Source organism: Paracoccus ferrooxidans (assembly GCF_029909815.1).
Taxonomy (GTDB): domain Bacteria; phylum Pseudomonadota; class Alphaproteobacteria; order Rhodobacterales; family Rhodobacteraceae; genus Paracoccus; species Paracoccus versutus.
Window position 1 is genome coordinate 707,621 of sequence record NZ_CP038198.1, and the last position, 16,487, is coordinate 724,107.

General features: G+C 66.2%; 20 protein-coding genes. 6 read left to right on the top strand and 14 right to left on the bottom strand.

All coding sequences use genetic code 11. From position 1 onward, the window contains the following. The first annotated feature begins 20 nt into the window (after positions 1-20). Positions 21-398: a hypothetical protein gene (locus E3U26_RS03515; protein WP_499105473.1), complete on the top strand. Its 378-nt coding sequence runs from the start codon at positions 21-23 to the stop codon at positions 396-398. A 45-nt stretch (positions 399-443) separates the two neighbouring features. Here E3U26_RS03515 and E3U26_RS03520 read toward each other — a convergent pair whose 3' ends face one another. Both E3U26_RS03520 and E3U26_RS03525 read right to left on the bottom strand, forming a co-directional pair. Next, entirely contained in the window at positions 444-1,076 is a 633-nt protein-coding gene (locus tag E3U26_RS03520) for a DUF6441 family protein (protein WP_499105474.1), read from the bottom strand. Between the two features lie 5 nt (positions 1,077-1,081). After that, positions 1,082-1,396 carry a head-tail joining protein gene (locus tag E3U26_RS03525; RefSeq protein WP_499105475.1) on the bottom strand — a complete coding sequence of 105 codons (315 nt, stop codon included), beginning with the start codon at positions 1,394-1,396 and terminating at the stop codon, positions 1,082-1,084. Between the two features lie 15 nt (positions 1,397-1,411). Between E3U26_RS03525 and E3U26_RS03530 the strand changes: the two genes are divergently transcribed. Next, positions 1,412-2,257 (top strand): PGN_0703 family putative restriction endonuclease, encoded by an 846-nt coding sequence (locus E3U26_RS03530; RefSeq protein ID WP_499105476.1) that lies wholly within the window; start codon positions 1,412-1,414, stop codon positions 2,255-2,257. 1 nt (position 2,258) lies between these two features. On the opposite strand, the gene E3U26_RS03535 is transcribed toward E3U26_RS03530, so the two are convergent. The 7 genes from E3U26_RS03535 to E3U26_RS03565 all read right to left on the bottom strand — a co-directional run bounded on the left by E3U26_RS03535 (position 2,259) and on the right by E3U26_RS03565 (position 9,024). Further along, on the bottom strand, positions 2,259-3,272 hold the full coding sequence (locus tag E3U26_RS03535; RefSeq protein WP_499105477.1) for a major capsid protein: 1,014 nt from the start codon (positions 3,270-3,272) through the stop codon (positions 2,259-2,261). 82 nt (positions 3,273-3,354) lie between these two features. Next, positions 3,355-3,720: a head decoration protein gene (locus tag E3U26_RS03540; RefSeq protein ID WP_499105478.1), complete on the bottom strand. Its 366-nt coding sequence runs from the start codon at positions 3,718-3,720 to the stop codon at positions 3,355-3,357. Between the two features lie 4 nt (positions 3,721-3,724). Beyond that, positions 3,725-4,750 carry a Clp protease ClpP gene (locus E3U26_RS03545; RefSeq protein WP_499105479.1) on the bottom strand — a complete coding sequence of 342 codons (1,026 nt, stop codon included), beginning with the start codon at positions 4,748-4,750 and terminating at the stop codon, positions 3,725-3,727. A 4-nt stretch (positions 4,751-4,754) separates the two neighbouring features. Further along, positions 4,755-6,275, bottom strand: coding sequence for a phage portal protein (locus E3U26_RS03550; RefSeq protein WP_499105480.1), 1,521 nt, complete (start codon positions 6,273-6,275; stop codon positions 4,755-4,757). A gap of 3 nt (positions 6,276-6,278) precedes the next feature. Further along, positions 6,279-6,494, bottom strand: a complete 216-nt coding sequence (locus E3U26_RS03555) for a phage head-tail joining protein (RefSeq protein ID WP_168782140.1) — start codon at positions 6,492-6,494, stop codon at positions 6,279-6,281. A 3-nt stretch (positions 6,495-6,497) separates the two neighbouring features. After that, positions 6,498-8,492, bottom strand: a complete 1,995-nt coding sequence (locus E3U26_RS03560) for a phage terminase large subunit family protein (RefSeq protein ID WP_499105481.1) — start codon at positions 8,490-8,492, stop codon at positions 6,498-6,500. After that, positions 8,440-9,024, bottom strand: coding sequence for a hypothetical protein (locus E3U26_RS03565; protein ID WP_499105482.1), 585 nt, complete (start codon positions 9,022-9,024; stop codon positions 8,440-8,442). The genes E3U26_RS03560 and E3U26_RS03565 overlap by 53 nt, the downstream gene beginning before the upstream one ends. A gap of 111 nt (positions 9,025-9,135) precedes the next feature. On the opposite strand from E3U26_RS03565, the gene E3U26_RS03570 reads away from it, so the two are divergent. Continuing rightward, positions 9,136-9,408 carry a hypothetical protein gene (locus tag E3U26_RS03570; protein ID WP_499105483.1) on the top strand — a complete coding sequence of 91 codons (273 nt, stop codon included), beginning with the start codon at positions 9,136-9,138 and terminating at the stop codon, positions 9,406-9,408. A 94-nt stretch (positions 9,409-9,502) separates the two neighbouring features. Further along, a complete protein-coding gene (locus E3U26_RS03575) occupies positions 9,503-10,075 on the top strand; it encodes a DUF3489 domain-containing protein (protein ID WP_499105484.1) in 573 nt (190 codons plus the stop codon). Between the two features lie 53 nt (positions 10,076-10,128). Here E3U26_RS03575 and E3U26_RS03580 read toward each other — a convergent pair whose 3' ends face one another. Beyond that, complete coding sequence (locus E3U26_RS03580) at positions 10,129-10,335, bottom strand: DUF7220 family protein (RefSeq protein WP_499105485.1); 207 nt, start codon at positions 10,333-10,335, stop codon at positions 10,129-10,131. A gap of 67 nt (positions 10,336-10,402) precedes the next feature. Here E3U26_RS03580 and E3U26_RS03585 point away from each other — a divergent pair, with 67 nt between their 5' ends. Further along, the gene (locus E3U26_RS03585; RefSeq protein ID WP_379144978.1) at positions 10,403-11,032 is read left to right on the top strand and encodes a hypothetical protein; all 630 of its coding nucleotides are present in this window, start codon (positions 10,403-10,405) and stop codon (positions 11,030-11,032) included. On the opposite strand, the gene E3U26_RS03590 is transcribed toward E3U26_RS03585, so the two are convergent. The 4 genes from E3U26_RS03590 to E3U26_RS03605 all read right to left on the bottom strand — a co-directional run bounded on the left by E3U26_RS03590 (position 10,977) and on the right by E3U26_RS03605 (position 13,898). Beyond that, positions 10,977-12,311 carry a site-specific DNA-methyltransferase gene (locus E3U26_RS03590; protein ID WP_499105486.1) on the bottom strand — a complete coding sequence of 445 codons (1,335 nt, stop codon included), beginning with the start codon at positions 12,309-12,311 and terminating at the stop codon, positions 10,977-10,979. The two genes, E3U26_RS03585 and E3U26_RS03590, sit on opposite strands and share 56 nt — an antisense overlap. A 450-nt stretch (positions 12,312-12,761) precedes the next feature. Then, complete coding sequence (locus E3U26_RS03595; RefSeq protein ID WP_499105487.1) at positions 12,762-13,187, bottom strand: DUF6362 family protein; 426 nt, start codon at positions 13,185-13,187, stop codon at positions 12,762-12,764. Next, positions 13,180-13,380: a hypothetical protein gene (locus tag E3U26_RS03600; protein ID WP_499105488.1), complete on the bottom strand. Its 201-nt coding sequence runs from the start codon at positions 13,378-13,380 to the stop codon at positions 13,180-13,182. The genes E3U26_RS03595 and E3U26_RS03600 overlap by 8 nt, the downstream gene beginning before the upstream one ends. After that, on the bottom strand, positions 13,377-13,898 hold the full coding sequence (locus E3U26_RS03605) for a hypothetical protein (RefSeq protein WP_499105489.1): 522 nt from the start codon (positions 13,896-13,898) through the stop codon (positions 13,377-13,379). Before E3U26_RS03605 ends, E3U26_RS03600 begins: the two co-directional genes overlap by 4 nt. 534 nt (positions 13,899-14,432) lie before the next feature. On the opposite strand from E3U26_RS03605, the gene E3U26_RS03610 reads away from it, so the two are divergent. Beyond that, positions 14,433-16,448 carry an ATP-binding protein gene (locus E3U26_RS03610; RefSeq protein WP_499105490.1) on the top strand — a complete coding sequence of 672 codons (2,016 nt, stop codon included), beginning with the start codon at positions 14,433-14,435 and terminating at the stop codon, positions 16,446-16,448. Positions 16,449-16,487 lie beyond the last annotated feature (39 nt).

A 16,487-nucleotide genomic window follows, 5' to 3' on the forward strand; every position in this document is an offset into this window, starting at 1 on the left:
ACCAAGCGGTGGGAGGAAAGATGCTGCTTGATCCGCATAGACTCGAAGAACAGCTACGAGAGGCAACAGCCATCGACGCTGGCGTCCGCGACGCCTATTTGACCTTTGCTCATGCGCGTTTTCCCGGCGGGACCACGGTGCGCCCGGCCGGACATGGTTACATAGAACGAGAACTTCGTTTCGAAGCCAAGGGCGACTGGCTGTATTCAGCGGTCCTGAATCAGAAGTGGGCACTGTGGTACTTTCGGAAGCCTGCCTTGAATGCAGGGCTTATTGATCCGGGCGAGACCAAAGAGCGCTTTCCCGTTTCGGAAGAAACGTCACGCGGGGAAATCAAGCTTCGCGTTCGTAGTTCGGCAGAGGCGCTTGCTGTGTTGAAATGGATCGGCGCTGAATAGCGCGCCCCGTCGAGCGTCCAGCGGTTTCTTCCAATGGTTGCGCACTCATCCAAGCCGCCCCTCAACCCAATTCGCCACGATCAACCCCGGAACGCTGTCGAGTGCCCGCCCGGCGTCCCTTTCGAGGTCGAGCCGCTTGGGCAGCTTGACCTGCGGGACCAGCAGGAAGATCGGCACCGTCGTGCGGCCGCGGCCGGTCCTGGAGCGTGATGCGACGCCGAGCCCCCGGCTGTTCAGCCTCCCTTCCGCCACAAGCAGGCTCGGCCCATGTCGGCGGTAGACGAAGCGCAGCCGCAAGCCGCGGCGGCGTTCCCATTCACCTGGGGTGATCTTGCCGCCGCGCAGACCGCGGCCGGCAGCCTCGGTCGGGATCGCCAGCCAGAACCCGTCCTTCGAGCGGATCAGCGGGCCGGTGTCGTGGGCGCCGATTATGACGGGCGCATTCGACCACACAAGCGCGGCGGCGTTCAGGCTCTCGCCGGCCTTCGGATAGGTCTGGCTCCGGATCGAGTTGGCGAGCCGGCGTCCCAGCCCCGCGCCGGTGATCTGGCTGCGCCAGGCGGTCTTCAGCTCGGTGCCCGCTTCTCGCATGGCGGCGGTGACGGCTTTCTCGCCCGCCTTCACCTCGGCGGCCATGGCGACGACGAGGTCCGGCGTGATGTCGAGTTTCAACTTCATCGCGGTCAGGCCGGACGCAGATCCACAGTCCAGACGAGCCGCTCGCGGTCGCGGACGGGCTCGCCCTGGATGAGGAAGGCCTCGCCGTCGATCTCGATGCGGTCGCCGGGACGCGGGTTGGCCACCTCGGAAAGGCGCAGATCCAGCCGGGTGCTCTCCGACCAGATCCGCGCCTCGCCGAAGCCGGTAACGTCATCGGGCCGGCGCAGGATCGCCCGGACCAGCGAAGGCGCGCCGCCCTCGGCAATGTAGACGATGTCGCGCGCGAGATGCGCATCCGCGAAGAGCGCGTCGAGGGCGGATGCGAACGCGCTGGTCATGGCTATACTGCTCCCATGAAACAGGAACCGATTTCAGAACGCCCGACGAGGATCCGAGCCGTTCAAGCTCTTTCAGAGGCTTTCGTTCACCAGCACCCGGACACATCTCTCGACCCGAAGGGCTACGTTGCAGATTTTCGCGACACCCTGCTTCCGCAGGTCTCGCTGGAGGATTTCGAGGCAGACCTGTCCTCGGGCGACGGCAACGAACTGGAGACCAAGTTCCGGGCGGCCCATTCTTCATCCGGGCTGGCGGTCAACTGCTTCGCGCCGTTTCGGAGCCGGATCGCCGGCCTCGCCATGCCGATGGGTATCGGTTTCGACGATCTTCGCTTCGAACGGAAATGCCCCACCGGACTCCGCGGCGGCCGTGCACCCAACCTCGACGTCGTGCTTTCGGGCCCCGGCGGCGTGGTCGGGATCGAGTCCAAGCTGACCGAACACCTGTCGGCCCACCGGGCCGAATTCTCGCCCGCCTACGCAGAGCAGATCAGGGACACGCGGCGCGATCAGGGATACTTTCGCGAGATGCTGCGCCTCCGGGATCGCCCAGAACAGTACACCTGGCTCGACGCTGCGCAGCTTATCAAGCATGCGTTCGGACTGGCACGCAGCTTCCCCGACCGACCGGTGACGCTGCTTTATCTGTTCTGGGAGCCCGCGAACCCGACCGCCGGTCCCGAGTTCGTGGCCCATCGAGACGAGATCGAGGAGTTCAGGGCGCGCGTGGCAGGATCATCGCCGGCGTTCGAGGCGATGAGCTATCCCGAACTCTGGCGCTTCTGGCAGGATACCGAACCGGCCGACTGGCTGGTCCGGCATCTCAGCAATCTTCACGCCCGATACGGCGTCACGCTCTGACTCAGGTCCGCCGTGCCGAGCGCAGCACCTGCGGCCGTGTGCAGATCGGGAGCGGGTTGCTCTCGATCTCGAGCCGCACCCACTCGTCGCGATCCCGGTCGGGGATCGTGCGGGCGTAGAGCGGCTGGCCGAGGGTGTTCACCGTTTCGAACGTGTCGGCGGGGGCATAGTAGATCTCGAAGAGCCCCTCGATGCCCTCGGGATAGAAGAACGCCTTGTCGGTCGGCACGGTGAAGCCGACGCCGCCCCGGTAGCGGCGGAAGTTGATGCCGCCAAAGCTGACCTCGTCGGCGACGCGGCCCCGCAGATCGGCCGCCGCGGCGGTGTTGAGGTAGGTCTCCCGCACCTCCTTGTGGGCCACGAGATCAGCAAAGAAGGCCGAGCCGCATTCGGCACGGATCTGCACGGCCCCGGCCGAAAGCCCGCCCATCGAGTCCTCCACGCTCTCGATCAGCGCCTGGCAGCGCTTCCGTAGCGCCCCGGAGGCCGGGCTCGCATTGTCGAGGTCGAAGTCGATCTCTGTCGCCGGCGAGATGCCGAACTCGGTGAAGTAGTTCACGACCGTGGCGTGATCCTTCGGATCCTTCACCAGCCCCTGGATGCCGTTCAGCAGGTGGTACTCGAAGGTGGTCTCGGCGTCCTGGCGGAGCTTGCGCAGCCGGTACGCGACCTCGGTCTGCACCTGCTGGGTCGCGCTCTCCGAGCCGAAGTCGCGGACGGACTGGATCTCCGAGGCCCAGAGCACGTCCTGCTTCTTGAACTGGCGGCAGACGAAGGCGCGCATCTCGCGCCGGTCGGGCACCTGCTGTTCGTAGGCCGAGCCGCGCTCGGAGAACGGAATGAGCGACAGCGTGCCGTCGCGGCTCTCGATCACGACGGTGCGGGAGCGCACGCCGCGCGGGCTGAAGAGGTTCGATCCCGAGAGCAACGCGGGCTTGAAGGGAATGTTCTCGAGCGCGCGGGTGAGCTCGACGATGGTGAAGGCATCGCCTTCGAAGATGTCCATGGTGGCCATTTGGATGCCTCTTGTCATGAGCGCGTCCAGGAAAAGTGGATCCTGGTTTTCCGTCCGGACGCGCGGGAATTGGGGACTTGGATCAGCGGACGAGGATGCCCGCGGCGAGAAGCGCCGTATGGGCGGCCGCGATCTCGCCCTCGCTGGGGGTGCCCGCGAAGACGAGGTCGTGGCGGTTGACGATGGCGGGTCCGCGAACGACTGCGACGGCGGGCGCATCGCCGGCGCTCGCATCCGCCTTGCCCCAGAGAACCGCGACGGCGGTCTCGGTGCCGTCGACGGCGGCCGGGTCGTGGGCAGCGTACTTGCCTGAGGCGGAGATCTTGCCAAGCACCGTGCCGGGCTCGAGCGTGCCCGCGGCGACGGTGATCGTCTCGCGGGTGTAGTCGCGGAAGGCCTCCCAGACGAGGAAGCCGCCGGGGTGTTTGCCTTCGACCAGCGTGGTCATGGTGTCATCCTTTCAGCTTGAAGGTGCGGGCGACGACCTCGCCCCAAGGGCGCGCGGCCGAGGAGCGGCCGGGCTGCGGGTGATGGGGCGCGATCTCGGGCTCCGCCTCGGCCTTGGCGGCGAGGAGCGCCGCGCGGACCTCGTCGAGGCTCGCGTCCTGTTCAAGGAAGCGACCCGCCATCTGCGGCTGGCCGGCGAGGCGACAGAGATCTACGACGGCTCGGGCATGCCCAATGGCCTGCGCGCGGATCGAGGCGGGATCGGGCGGCGCGCCGCTCGGCGGCGGGGTTTCGGCGGGCGGCTGCGCAGCATTGGAGGCGGCGGCCGGCTCGTCCTCGACGTCCGCGATCTTGTCACCTTCGGTGGCGTTGTCGGTATCCTCGTCCGCTTCGATCTCACCGCCGTCGCTTTCGTCATCGAGCTCCGGCTCGGTTTCGATAGCGTCGACCAGGATAGGCGGCGCATTGCGGAAGCGACCGATGGCGAAGTTCGCGGCGATCCGGACAGGCTCGATCAGCCGGTCGGCGAAGCCCTGCGCCACGGCGTCACCAGCATCGAACCAGGTCTCGGCGGCCATCAGCACGGAGACCTCCTCCCGCGGCCGGCCGGATTTCGCGGCGTAGCCCGAGACGAGGCTGCCCTTCACCTTGTCCAGCGCCTCGGCCATGGCGCGCATGTCCTCGGCCGTGCCCATCACGAGGCCTGACGGATCGTGGATCATCAGGAAGGCGTTCTCGGGCATGACGATCTCGTCGCCCGCCATCGCGATGTAGGAGGCGGCCGAGGCGGCGATGCCGTCGATCCAGACCGTGACGGTGCCCTCGTGTCGCTTCAGCGCATTGTGGATCGCGACCGCGTCGAAGACCGATCCGCCGGGGCTGTTGAGCCGCAGATCGACGGGCATGCCCTCGGGCAGCGCGCCAAGTTCGGCGAGAAAGCCCTTCGCCGAAACCCCGTAGGCGCCAATCTCGTCATAGATCGCCACTTCCGCGCCGGTCCCCCGGGCGCGGATCGCATACCAGCTTGCCATGTCGTCACTCCTGTTCGGTGGCCGGATCGGTCGCGTCGGTGCCGTCGTCCGTGTCGTTGCCGGCGTCAGCGCCCGGGTCAGGCCGCGTCGCGGGCGTCGCGCGAGCGCCCTGCGTCTCGCCGGGGCTCGTGCGGTAGCGCAGGCCGAGCCCAGTCGCGCGCGCGGCGTCGGCGGCGTTCTCGCGGTCGACTTCCTCGATGTCGTAGCCGGTGGCCTCGACCACCTTGCGCCGCGAGGTGATGCCGGACTCCATCGCCAGCACCTGCGCCTGGATGTCCTTCAGCGGATCGACCCAGTCCCAGCGTGGCGGGATCCACTGCACCGGCCGCACAACCGCGGGATCGGCATCCAGCGCGCCCGACAGGACCGCGGTCTCCAGCCAGCGCCGCCAGACCGCCCGGCAGAGCTGGTGCACGATGACGCCATGCTGCAGTTGGCTGATGCGGCGGCGGAACTCGACGAGTTCGGCCCTGAGACTCGAGTAGTTCGCCTGCCGGACATCGCCGGTGACGAGGTGATAGGGCAGCCCAAGCGAGGCCGAGACCGCCAGCAGCGTCCGGTACTGGAACGCCTCGTAGCCGCCGCCGACGTCCGCCGGGGACGAGAACTTCACGTCCTCGCCTGGCAGAAGCACCTGCATCGTGCCGGGCTCGAGACTCGCGATGGCCGCCCCGTCGAGATCCGCCTCCGCCTCGCCCATCATAGGCTCTTCCGGCGCGGTCTTGGTGATGAAGCCCGCGAACATCGCCGCGGTCTTCTTCCGGTCGAGCTCGGCGTCGTCGTACTGGTCGAGCAGGAACAGCCGCACCATCGCCGGCGCGATATGCGGCAGCCCCCGGATCTGGCCCGCGTCGATGGGGCGATAGATGTGCAGCACGTCCGCCGCCGGCACGCGCACCGTCTCCGGGATCACGGCCCCTTGGTCGGTGCTATCGCCCGGGTGGCGGCGGCGGAAGTGGTAGGCTACGCGCCGGCCGATCACATCGAACTCGATCCCGCAGCGGATGCGGTTGCCATTGGCCGCGGTCTCCGTCTTCTCGAAGGGCAGCATCTCCGACTGTAGAAGCTGCAGCTGCACCGGGACGAGCAGTCCGTCCTCCGCACGCCGAGGTCGGAGCCGGACGAAGCATTCGCCCGCGACGAACATCTCGCGCGCGACCATGGCCTGCAGGCCGTAGAAGTCGGTCAGACCGTCGGCGTCGGCCTCGTCGGTCCAGGCGAGCCAGAGCCGCTGGACCCGGTCGCGGAGATCCGCGTTTCCGATGAGCGAGGACGGCTTGATCCCGTCCCCGACCAGGTTCCCCGCGAAGGCCTCGCAGGCGTTGGCGGCATAACCGTTCGTCACCACCAGCTCGCGGGACCGCGCCAGGAGCCGCGGGCCGCCCGAGGCGACCAGCGCGTTGATGTTCTCGAGCGGCGGGTTCCACCCGCGCAGCCGCCGCTTCGCCATCGCACCTTCCAGACGGGCACGCACCGCAGCGGGGCCTGCGGAACCCCGGCGGCGGAAACGGTCGAAGAGGCCCATCGATCAGAGTCCCTTCGTCGTCGTCACGCGGACCTGCCGGACGATCCGACGTCCCTCGGCCGCGGCGATCTCGCGATCCAGCGCCTCGATGGCTCGGTCGATCTCGGCCACGCTGCGATAGTCCACGGTCTTGCCGTCGTAGCTGACCCGCGCCACCCCCGAGGACCGCTGTGCGGTCAGCGCGTCGCGGCGCGCGCGGAGCTCTGCGGCCGTGGCCATGGATCACCTCATGTAGCTCGAGCGCACCGTGCGTCGGCGCGGCGTCGTTCGGGTTGGGGCGGATGGCGCCGTCGCTGGACCGGGCTCAGACCCGTCCTGCTTCGCCACCCCGAGCTGCGCTTCCAGCTCGGCCCACCGCGCCTTCGGCCAGCGATCAGCCCCCGCGATCCACGCCGCCGCGCGGGCATAGACCCGCGTGTCCAGCGCCTCGTTGCGCTCGCGGAGCTTCTGCCATTCGAGCCGCGTGAAGCCACGCTTGCCCTTCACCGTCACCAGCTGCTCGGCGGTCAGCTGCTTCAGCCATTCACCGTCCGCCCAGTCCGGCAGGTGGATGGTGCCGGGCGGGCACAGCGCACCCGCGGCCTGTTCCTCTCTCGTCGGCCGGTCCTGCCGCAGAAAGCGATAGGTCTCGGCCTTGAAGGTCGAGGTCGCCACGGTCCAGAGCCGGGCGCCGCGCCGGAGCCGTTTGCCCGCGACTGTCGCATCGACGTAGGTCGGCCCGGTCACCGGACTCGATCGCGTGAACCCCTCGACGCCCTTCACCGGCGCGACCTGCGCGAAACCCACCTGGCGCGACCAGGCATAGACCGCGCTGGTCTCGTAGCCCGTGTCGATCGCGAGCCGGGCAAGCGCCATGGGCTGACCCGAGGCATGCGTCCACGTCCGACCCAGCAGGTCGGTCAGCTGCTGCCAGCAGGCCGGATCGCCGGGGCCGCCTTCGAGCACGAGGTGATCGACGAGCCAGCTTTCGAGACCCCGGCCCCAGGCCCAGACATCGACCTCGATCCTGTCCTTCTGCACGTCGGCTCCTGCGGTCAGGAACAGCCCGCGCTCGGGCACCGTGCCTGGAGCCCACGCCTCGCGCCGGTCCGCAAGCCGCTGCCAGTCGGGCGCCTCGCCGGTCTCCATCCAGGTCTCGCCGAGGATGGTGTTCCGGAACGCCCGCATCGCCTCGTCGCTGCCCCGTGCGGCCTCATGTGCCCGCGCGATCCGCTGCCAGCTGAGCCACCCGACCGGCGAGTAGAGCGCCGACAGATGGTAGCCGACCGTGGTCGGATCGGCGGCGGTGGCGGTCGCGCGCCACTCGCCGCGCTCGAGCATCCTCGTCTTGTGATGCTCCGCGGTGGGCGTCTCGCAGCCCTCGCAGTGATATTCCGCCGTCTCCGGGCGTCCCTTCTCCCAGCGCAGCCGCTCGAACTTCAGCCACTGCATCGCGTCGCAATGCGGGCACGGCACGAAGTAGCGCCGCTGATCGGATGCCTCGAACTCCCGCTCGATCCGGCTCAGACCCCGGATCGTGGGCGTCGACACCAGGAACACCTTGCGCCGATGGGCGAAGGTCAGCGACCGCGCTTCCGCGAGCGTCACCGGATCGCCTTCCTCGTCGGCCGAGGCTGGATAGGCGTCGACCTCGTCGAGAAAGATGTAGCGTGCAGGCGTCGAGCGCAGCCCGACCGCCGAGTTCGCGCCCGTCATGATCAGGATGCCGCCCGCGAATTCCTTCGACAGCATCGTGTTGCCCGCGTCGCGGGATCGCGCCGGTTTGACCCGCTCCCGCAGGTCCGGGCTCTCGTCGATCAGCGGGTCGATCCGCTGGCGCGAGTTGCGCTTGGCCAGGTCCACCGTCGGCTGGACCGCCAGCATCGGCCCCGGAGCCTGGTGGATGACGAAGCCGATCCAGTTGTTGCCGGCCTCGGTCGCGCCGACCTGCGCGGCCTTCATGAACACGATCCGCTGGGTCGGATCGCCGGGCGAAAGCCGGTCCATGATCTCGCGCATGTAGGGCGTGCGCGCGGTGCGGTACTGCCCGGGCTCGGCCGAAGCGCGCGAGGCGAGTTTCCGGTGGCGGTCGGCCCAACTCGAGACGGTCAGGTCCGGGTCGGGGCGCAGGCCCCGCGACCAGGCGCGGAGCAGAGCGGCGGAGCCGTCGAACCCGACAAGATCGTCATCCAAGCCCGGGTCGGATCTCCGCAAGGCTGTCGAGCTGGGCGCGGACATGGGCCTCCAGTACCTTCTGCATCAGCGCCGCCTCCACCTCGGACCCGTCCCCCAGCGCCGCGGTGAGCTCCGAGGCCATCAAGGCGGCGACGCGCGCCGGCCAGGTCACCCACGCATCGCGCTCGTCGCGCGCGAGCCGGAACATCAGCGTCTCTGCCCGCGCGCGGTCGACCAGTTCCCCCTTCAGCTTCTGGAGCCGGATGCGCCGCTCCTGCGCCTTCAGCACCTCGTTCGCGGTCTTGGCCTGCAGGAAGGTCGTGCCGCCGCCGACGGCTGGGGCGGACAGCCCCTGTTCCCGTAGCGTGTCGCCGACGGCGGCGACGGCGGCCTCGGGCACGGGTTTAAGCTTCGGCGCGGGCGGCTTGCGGGTCTTCGACGGGTCGGTCGTCTCTGCACGCCGCTTGTCCGAAGCCGCGGCGTCGATGCTGCCATCCTCGTGCAGGACGAGCCGGCCGGCGGCCTTAGCCTTCTGGATCGCGCCGCGCGATAGCCCGACATGGGCGGCGTACTGGCGCTCGCTCATGCCCTGCATCGACGGCTCCGATTATCATTCAAAGTCAGGTGCTTATCGAGTTGATAAGCCGGTCCGCCGGAGCGAACGTCCATCCCACAAGGACGATGCAACTCACCTGGAGCCACGACGATGACCACCCGCCTGAACCCGATCACCACCCCGCGTCACGAGTTGCGCGCCGAGAAAGCGCGGCGCAACAAGGAAGCCGCGCTCGCGGCATTCATCGGCAAGAAGACCGAGATCGACGAGATGCTCGCCCGCCTGCAGGCGCTCAGCGATGACCATTTCAACTGCCACCCCGACGAGGTGGGCTGGGCCATGGTCGGCACCCTCGAACACTACGCCAGCCTCCTCAAGCGCATCACCGACAGCGCGTTCGGCGAAGGCGAACACGCCCGCTGATCTCCGGCACCGCCGGAACTCCTGCCGCGCCGAGGCGCGGCTCGGGGTCGTAGAAGGCGCCGCATGACGCGGGCCCGAATACGGAGACGACCCCATGACCAAGCTTTCCGATACCCAAGCCATCATCCTCAGCGCCGCGGCACAACGCGAGGACCGCGTCGCCCTGCCGCTGCCCGAGAGCCTGCGGGGTGGCGCCGCCGCCAAGGTGGTCGGCGCGATGCTCGCCAAGGGCCTCCTCGAAGAAGTCGACGCCGACACGCGCAAGGGCGAGCCCGTCTGGCGCGAGACCGGCCACGGCCATGGCGTCACGCTGGTCGCCAGCAACGCAGGCCTCGCCGCCATCGGGATCGAGCCCGAGGACGCGAACCCCGCGCCTGCGGGCGCGACGAACGCGGCAACCGAGGAGCCTGCGCCGGACACCCCCACCGAACCGAAAGCTGCGCCCAAGACGCGCACGCCGCGCGAGGGCACCAAGCAGGCCACCCTGATCGCCATGCTGCGTGCGCCGGACGGCGCGACAATCGAGGAGATCATGGCCGCAACGGGCTGGCAGTCGCACACGGTGCGAGGCGCGATGGCCGGGGCACTGAAGAAGAAGCTCGGGCTCGAGGTCACCTCGGAGAAGGTCGAGAACCGGGGGCGCGTGTACAAACTCCCTGGCGCCTGACGCACCCGACCCCGACAACTTGATGACCGCCGTCCCACCGGGGCGGCGGTCTCTCATCGTGCCCCGCGCACTCTTATCGCCTCGAAGAGCCGCCGCAGGGCGAAGGACCGCGCGATGCTCACCACCGTAAACAACGCGCCAATCTTCAGGTTCTGCGCCAGCGTCGTGTGCAGCCCGAAGACCGGGAAGATCAGGATCTGCGTTACGACGGCGACGCCGTAGCCGACCGCCACGTTCGCAACCGCCTCGACCAGCGACATGGTTCGCGACTGGCTTCTGGTGTTTACTGGCTCAGTACTACACTCGGCGCGAGACATTGGAGAGGCTATGCATGTTGCTGTGATTGACATCGGAAAGCCGGGCAAGAACCTTGGCTGGGCAATTGTCGGCTCCAACCCCGCTTCAGGGACAGACCTTGATGAGGCGATCAATCAGATCTCGGACCGTATTTCGCGGGGCCCGGTAGCTCTCGGCTTCGAAGCCCCGATGTATGTCCCAATGCGCAGCGCTGCCGGTGACCTCACGAAAGCGCGTTCGGGTGAGTGTGTCGGTGGTGTCAATCGACCCTATTCAGCAAGTGCGGGAAGCACTGTGCTGGTGATTGCCACTGTTGTCGTGCCGTACATCCTGCGCGCTCTTCGCTCGGCAACGCCGACATGCATTGCCACTATGGACTATCGTAGCTTCTTCTCCGCGCCGGCGGGTGTTCTTTTTTTCGAGGCGTTCGTGACAAATCAGAAGAAATCGCACGATGCCCGCCACGTGGAAGACGCTGAGCTTGCCGCAATGCATCTTCTGCACATGTCGGACGGACGGAGGCCTTTGGAGAGCGCTATCTGTGAACCCGAGTGCCTGAATTTGCTTGGCGCAATGATGCTTCGTACAGGCTGGGCAACCGATCTCAGTGTCCTTGATGCTGAGTGTCTTGTTGTCCGTCCTCCAGTCGGCACGCTTTGATCGCGGCGAAGCTCCGGCCGTCATCGTCGAGGATCGCCTCGCGGCCGGTCTGCCCTTGCCAGCGTTCAATGGCGACATCGACATATGCCGGGCTGATCTCCATCGCGAAAACGCGTCGGCCGTTGGCCTCGCCTGCCATGATCTGCGAGCCGGACCCCGAGAAGGGCTCGTAACAGAGCCCGCCGCGCGCGACGTGCTGGCGCATCGGGATGCCGAAGGCGTCGAGCGGTTTGGGCGTCGGGTGGTCGGGCCGCTCGTCCTTGGCAAAGCTGGGCATCTCCCAGGTCGACGGCAGCGTCTGCTCCGCCACCTTTGGCGGGCGGTTCGGACGCCGCCAGCCCATGAAGCAGGGCTCGTGTTTCCAGAGGTAGTGGGACCGGGTCAGAACCCCGCGGTCCTTCACCCAGATGATCTGCTGGTGGACGAAGGCGCCGGCCTTCTCCCAGCAGGCTTCGAGCATCGCCTGACGGCGCGACGCGTGCCAGCAGTACCAAGCCGCATCCTCAGTGATGGCTTCGGCCACGGCCGCGGCGATGAACCCGTCGTAGAGGTCCGCGCCCTGCGAGCTGTCGTCCCAGGTGACGCCGTAGGACTGGCTCCAATCCTTGTTCCGCGTCGGGTGGTTCGAGCCGTCGTAATCGACGAGGTACGGCGGATCGGTCGCGAACAGCACCGCCCGCTCGCCGTTCATCAGGCGGCGCACATCGTCGTGGCTGGTAGAGTCTCCGCAGAGCAAGCGATGATCGCCGAGGACCCAGAGATCGCCGGTGCGCGAGGCCGGATTGCGCGGCGGCTCGGGGATGGTCACCGGAGGCACGGAGCCTCCGGCGCCACCCTCTTCTTCACCGCCCCCGTCCGGATCGAAGGCCAGAAGCTTGTCGAGTTCGCCGTCCGAGAAACCGACCAGTGACAGGTCGTAGTCGTCCGCGAGCAGGTCCTGCAGTTCAGCCGACAGCAGCGCCTCGTCCCAGCTGCCGAGTTCCGTCAGCTTGTTGTCCGCGATCCGATAGGCCCGGCGCTGCGCCTCGGTCAGGTGGCCCAGCACGATCACCGGCGCCTCGGTCAGCCCGAGCTGCGTCGCCGCCAGCACGCGCCCGTGGCCGGCGATCAGCTCCCCGTCCTCACCGACGAGGCACGGCACGGTCCAGCCGAACTCGGCCATGCTGGCGGCGATCTTCGCGACCTGGTCGGCCCCGTGCACCTTCGCGTTCTTCGCGTAGGGCTGGAGCTTGGCCAGCGGCCACATCTCGATCCGCTCGGGGGCGAAGGCGAGGGTCATGCAGGTTCCTGTCGATGGTCGATCGGTATCCGCAGGGTGGACTCCGGCGCGGCAGGGTCCACCGGCTTCCGGCTGGACTCCGGTATCCGCTGGGCATCCACCCCGGGCGGCCGGTCAGGTCTTTGAACTCAAGAGGGTTTCAGGCGTCGCGGGTGGACCCCGGACTCCGGTGGCTTCCCAAAAAATCGGCCCTGTCGCTGGCGATGTTTCGCGCCAAGCCCGCCAGCATACGTTTCGGCCCGGAAAGGAACCGGAAAACAGGGGCTTGGCGGTCTGGACCCCGCCTGGACCCCGGAAGCCAGCACCGGTGTCCACCTCGCGATCAGTGTCGGTCCGTCCGAGCGCACGACCCCGAGTATATCGCCATGGATACCGTCAGAGGGGCGATCCGTCTCGCCGTCCGGTGTCTCGCCGGAAAGTGTCTCGCGCGAACGTCGAACCTTGACAGGCTCATTGAGCAGCTTGCGCCACGACGAATTCCATCGACCGTTTCTTCGGCACTCGCCTCCCGTTCAACCGCCACACGATCACCGCGATGCCGTACTGCCAGCGCCTGTTCGCCGTGGCGCGGCTGATGCCGAGTTCCCAGCAGATCGGCTTCCACGGCTTTCGGTTCGCCCGGAGCCAGAGCAGGCGCGCGTCGGCGAGGTCGAGCCAGCGCAGCCAGAGGAGAGCATCCTCGGCCTGTGTGATATCACGCGGTCCGGGCTTGGGTCGGCGGGTTCGGGGCTCCTGGCCAACCTGGTCCGCGAAGCTGTGGAAGTACTCGGGCCAGGCGTTGAAGTAGCCCTGCGGCTTCACCGCAGGCAGCGACCGGAACACGTCGGCCGCGCTCTCGAGCCGGTCCTCAACCATGGTGGGTGTCCACTCAGCCATTGGCGGCCTCCTGATCGTCCGCCCGAGGCCCATACAGCTTCTCGCCGAGCTGACGCACAAGCTCGCGCTCCGGCCATGTCAGGCGATGGTCGTCGACGGAGACGGCAAGCACACCTTCGTCATGCCAGCCATCGCGCTTCACTTGGCCGGGATCCCGGCGCGTGCCGCCGTAGCCTTTCGGGTGCCATCTCATCCCAAGCCCCCGTTCGTCTCGATCGCCCAGTGCAGGATGGCGATCGCGTCGGCCTCGTTGTCGTCGGCGGGTGAGAACCCTCGTGCTCGCGCCGCGGCGATCATCGCTGCCTTCGGCGCGTTGCCCTTGCCGGTCGCGTGGCGCTTGATCGTGCCGACCGGAACGCCCTCGTACGGAACGCCGCGCAGCTCGGCCCAAGAAGTCAGGGTTGCCATCAGCCCGCCGTAGATGTGGGCCGCGTCGGTGCCAGCGTGGCGGCGGACTTCCTCGAACCAGATCGCGGCGATGGGTCCGGACAGCCGATCGATCTCGGTCAGCCAGTTGGTGAAGCGCAGGTAGCGCATGCCGCCACCGTCGAAGCGTCCGGGACGAAAGCTGACCGTGCCGCTGGTGGTCAGTCCGTCAAGGCTGCGGAGAGCCCAGCCGGTCGTGGTGCCGAGATCGAGGGCGAGGATGCAGGACCGGTTGATCGCGTCCGGCTCGGGGCGGACGTCCTGCGCGGGGATCGTTGTGTTCATCGTGAAGGCTCACAAGCTGTGGGCCTTCGGCTGCGGTCACCACCAGATGTAGCATCCGGCGGTCCTCGGCCAAAGCGAAAACGACCAGGGACGGCGCGGCCGGCGAAGATCGACTCGCTGCCCGTTCCGGTCCCAACCTCCGACCGCGTGGTCCCAACCTACGAGGGGGTTGGGACAGCCTTTTATCATTTTTCTCCAATGACTTGATCGGATGTGGTCCCAACCTCGGTGTCCCCAACGGGGGTCCTTCTCTTTTCGTATAGAAAAGCATGTTCCCGACCTTTTCCGTTCTCCCACATGAATGTGTAGCAAAAGGTTGGGACCACGGTGTGAGGTTGGGGACACCGTTGTTTTTGAATGGCTTTTCGTGTCCCCAACCACCTCCAGAGGTTGGGACAGGGTTGGGACCAAGGGGAGGTTGGGACGCTGCGCGCTTCACATCAGCACCGGCTCGAACAGTGCCGATTTTCTTGACACCCGCGTACCTTCCAGCCGATTCTGTGGGGTGAAACAATCTGTATTCGAGGGGCTTAGATGGCAGATGGCACTTTCAGAGTGCAGGTCGAGCACGACCATCTGCGCAAGCTCGCGAATGCGACGCCGGTGCAGGCGGTCGCCGAACTGGTTTGGAATGCCCTAGACGCCGACGCCACGCGTGTCGACGTTGACGTTGACGTGGGCGACCTCGGCATGCGCTCCATCACGGTGACGGACAACGGTCACGGCTTCTCACGCCAAGAAGCTGAAGCGCTGTTCGGGAAGGTCGGTGGATCATGGAAACGGCATGGCGCTCGATCCAAGAGCAAGGGCCGCGCTTTGCACGGCAAGGAGGGCAAAGGCCGGTTGAGAGCGCTCGGCCTCGGTCGTGTGGCGGATTGGAGCGTCCGATATCGCGAGGGCAATCGCCTCATGGCGTTTCGTATGACTTTGATCCGCGATTCACTCGTGGATGTGCGCATTACAGAGGCGACGGAGGCGGACGCCGCGCTTGGAACGGGCGTCGAGGTGAGGATTTCCGAACTCGACCGACAGTTCCGGTCGCTTGATCCGGAACGAGCCGTGCCCGACCTATCGGCGGTATTCGCGGTTTACCTCACCGACTATCGAGACGCCGCGGTCTATTTCGACCACCAAAAGCTCGATCCAGAGGCGAACATCGTTGAGAGGAGCAAGATCGCGTTGTCACCCATTGAGGCTGACGGCGAGGAATACCCTGTGGCGTTGGAGCTGATCCAGTGGAGTTCGGCTCCAGAGCGATCAGTGTTCTTCTGCGGTGAAGACGGATTTCCGTTCGCGAGGATTGCGCCAAAATTCCATACGACTGGATATGTGTTCTCGGCCTATCTGAAATCCCGGTATGTCGACCGCCTTCAGGAACGCGGAGCCATCGACCTGGCCGAAATGGATTCGGCGATCGCAGAAGCCTACGAGGAAGCAGCAGAAGCTATCCAGGCACACTTCAAGCAGGCCGGTGCAGCGGCCGCTCGCACTGAGATTGATCGCTGGAAGGCTGAGCGGAGCTACCCTTACGACACTGAACCGCAGACCCCAGTCGAGGCTGCCGAGCGCCAAGTCTTCGACATCGTAGCATTGACGGTGAGCAAGCACCTCTCCGATTTTTCGGAGCAAAGCACGAAGAGTCGCGCCCTCCAAATGCGGATGCTTCGGCAGGCGATCGAAAGGGGGCCAGACGAGCTTCAGAACATTCTTACGCAGGTTCTTGATCTACCCAAGAAGACGCGAAATGAGTTTTCTCGCCTCCTTGAGGAGGCTGACTTGGCAAATGTTATCAGCGCCTCACGACTTGTCTCCGACCGGCTCAAATTCCTGTCGGGCATCGAGCATCTACTCTACGATCCGGAAACTCGCGGACTACTGAAGGAACGCAGCCAACTTCACCGGATGATTGCCGAAGGCAATACCTGGATTTTTGGCGAAGAGTTTGCCCTGACCGTAGACGATAAGGGCCTGAGGGAAGTTCTACGCAAGCACCGCGAAATGATCGGCGCAGAAACCGTCATTGACGAGCCCGTTAAGCGCATTGACGGAAAAACAGGCATTGTTGATTTGATGCTATCGAGAGCAGTGCCTCTCAGCCGGTCGGAAGAGCGTGAGCATCTGATCGTTGAACTAAAGCGCCCATCCGTCGTGATTGGCGCGAAAGAGCTAACGCAGATTGAAAGCTACGCCTTCGCGATCGCTGGAGATGAGAGATTCCGCGACCTGAAAACCAGATGGACCTTCTGGGCGGTCTCGAACGACCTTGATGAGCACGCCCGGCGGCGGACCCGTCAGGAGGGCAGTCCGCCAGGGCGCGTTTTCAAGGAGGGCCTGATCGAAATATGGGTTCGGCCATGGTCGGAAATTCTCGCGGACAACAAAGGTCGTATGCGGTTTGTGCAAGACCATCTGAAGGCCAACGTCGAGGGAGATGCGGCTCTCAAATACCTCAAGACGACCTACGCAAAATATCTTGAAGGCATCGTCGAGGGTGAGGATGACAATGCAACAAATAGGCCTTCGGATCCGGAAGATGAGGGAAGTGATTAGTATCGGCTTTCGGGGCGCGCATATTTCGAAATTGATCGT

Bases quoted from the DNA above. Each gene is read 5' to 3' on its own strand.
- E3U26_RS03545 (WP_499105479.1), bottom strand. From the start codon at position 4,750: ATGGCAAGCTGGTATGCGATCCGCGCCCGGGGGACCGGCGCGGAAGTG.
- E3U26_RS03580 (WP_499105485.1), bottom strand. From the start codon at position 10,335: ATGTCGCTGGTCGAGGCGGTTGCGAACGTGGCGGTCGGCTACGGCGTC.
- E3U26_RS03570 (WP_499105483.1), top strand. From the start codon at position 9,136: ATGACCACCCGCCTGAACCCGATCACCACCCCGCGTCACGAGTTGCGC.
- E3U26_RS03530 (WP_499105476.1), top strand. From the start codon at position 1,412: ATGAAACAGGAACCGATTTCAGAACGCCCGACGAGGATCCGAGCCGTT.
- E3U26_RS03555 (WP_168782140.1), bottom strand. From the start codon at position 6,494: ATGGCCACGGCCGCAGAGCTCCGCGCGCGCCGCGACGCGCTGACCGCA.
- E3U26_RS03595 (WP_499105487.1), bottom strand. From the start codon at position 13,187: ATGGCTGAGTGGACACCCACCATGGTTGAGGACCGGCTCGAGAGCGCG.
- E3U26_RS03560 (WP_499105481.1), bottom strand. From the start codon at position 8,492: ATGTCCGCGCCCAGCTCGACAGCCTTGCGGAGATCCGACCCGGGCTTG.
- E3U26_RS03550 (WP_499105480.1), bottom strand. From the start codon at position 6,275: ATGGGCCTCTTCGACCGTTTCCGCCGCCGGGGTTCCGCAGGCCCCGCT.
- E3U26_RS03525 (WP_499105475.1), bottom strand. From the start codon at position 1,396: ATGACCAGCGCGTTCGCATCCGCCCTCGACGCGCTCTTCGCGGATGCG.
- E3U26_RS03540 (WP_499105478.1), bottom strand. From the start codon at position 3,720: ATGACCACGCTGGTCGAAGGCAAACACCCCGGCGGCTTCCTCGTCTGG.
- E3U26_RS03520 (WP_499105474.1), bottom strand. From the start codon at position 1,076: ATGAAGTTGAAACTCGACATCACGCCGGACCTCGTCGTCGCCATGGCC.
- E3U26_RS03515 (WP_499105473.1), top strand. From the start codon at position 21: ATGCTGCTTGATCCGCATAGACTCGAAGAACAGCTACGAGAGGCAACA.
- E3U26_RS03600 (WP_499105488.1), bottom strand. From the start codon at position 13,380: ATGAGATGGCACCCGAAAGGCTACGGCGGCACGCGCCGGGATCCCGGC.
- E3U26_RS03610 (WP_499105490.1), top strand. From the start codon at position 14,433: ATGGCAGATGGCACTTTCAGAGTGCAGGTCGAGCACGACCATCTGCGC.
- E3U26_RS03575 (WP_499105484.1), top strand. From the start codon at position 9,503: ATGACCAAGCTTTCCGATACCCAAGCCATCATCCTCAGCGCCGCGGCA.
- E3U26_RS03565 (WP_499105482.1), bottom strand. From the start codon at position 9,024: ATGCAGGGCATGAGCGAGCGCCAGTACGCCGCCCATGTCGGGCTATCG.
- E3U26_RS03605 (WP_499105489.1), bottom strand. From the start codon at position 13,898: ATGAACACAACGATCCCCGCGCAGGACGTCCGCCCCGAGCCGGACGCG.
- E3U26_RS03585 (WP_379144978.1), top strand. From the start codon at position 10,403: ATGCATGTTGCTGTGATTGACATCGGAAAGCCGGGCAAGAACCTTGGC.
- E3U26_RS03535 (WP_499105477.1), bottom strand. From the start codon at position 3,272: ATGGCCACCATGGACATCTTCGAAGGCGATGCCTTCACCATCGTCGAG.
- E3U26_RS03590 (WP_499105486.1), bottom strand. From the start codon at position 12,311: ATGACCCTCGCCTTCGCCCCCGAGCGGATCGAGATGTGGCCGCTGGCC.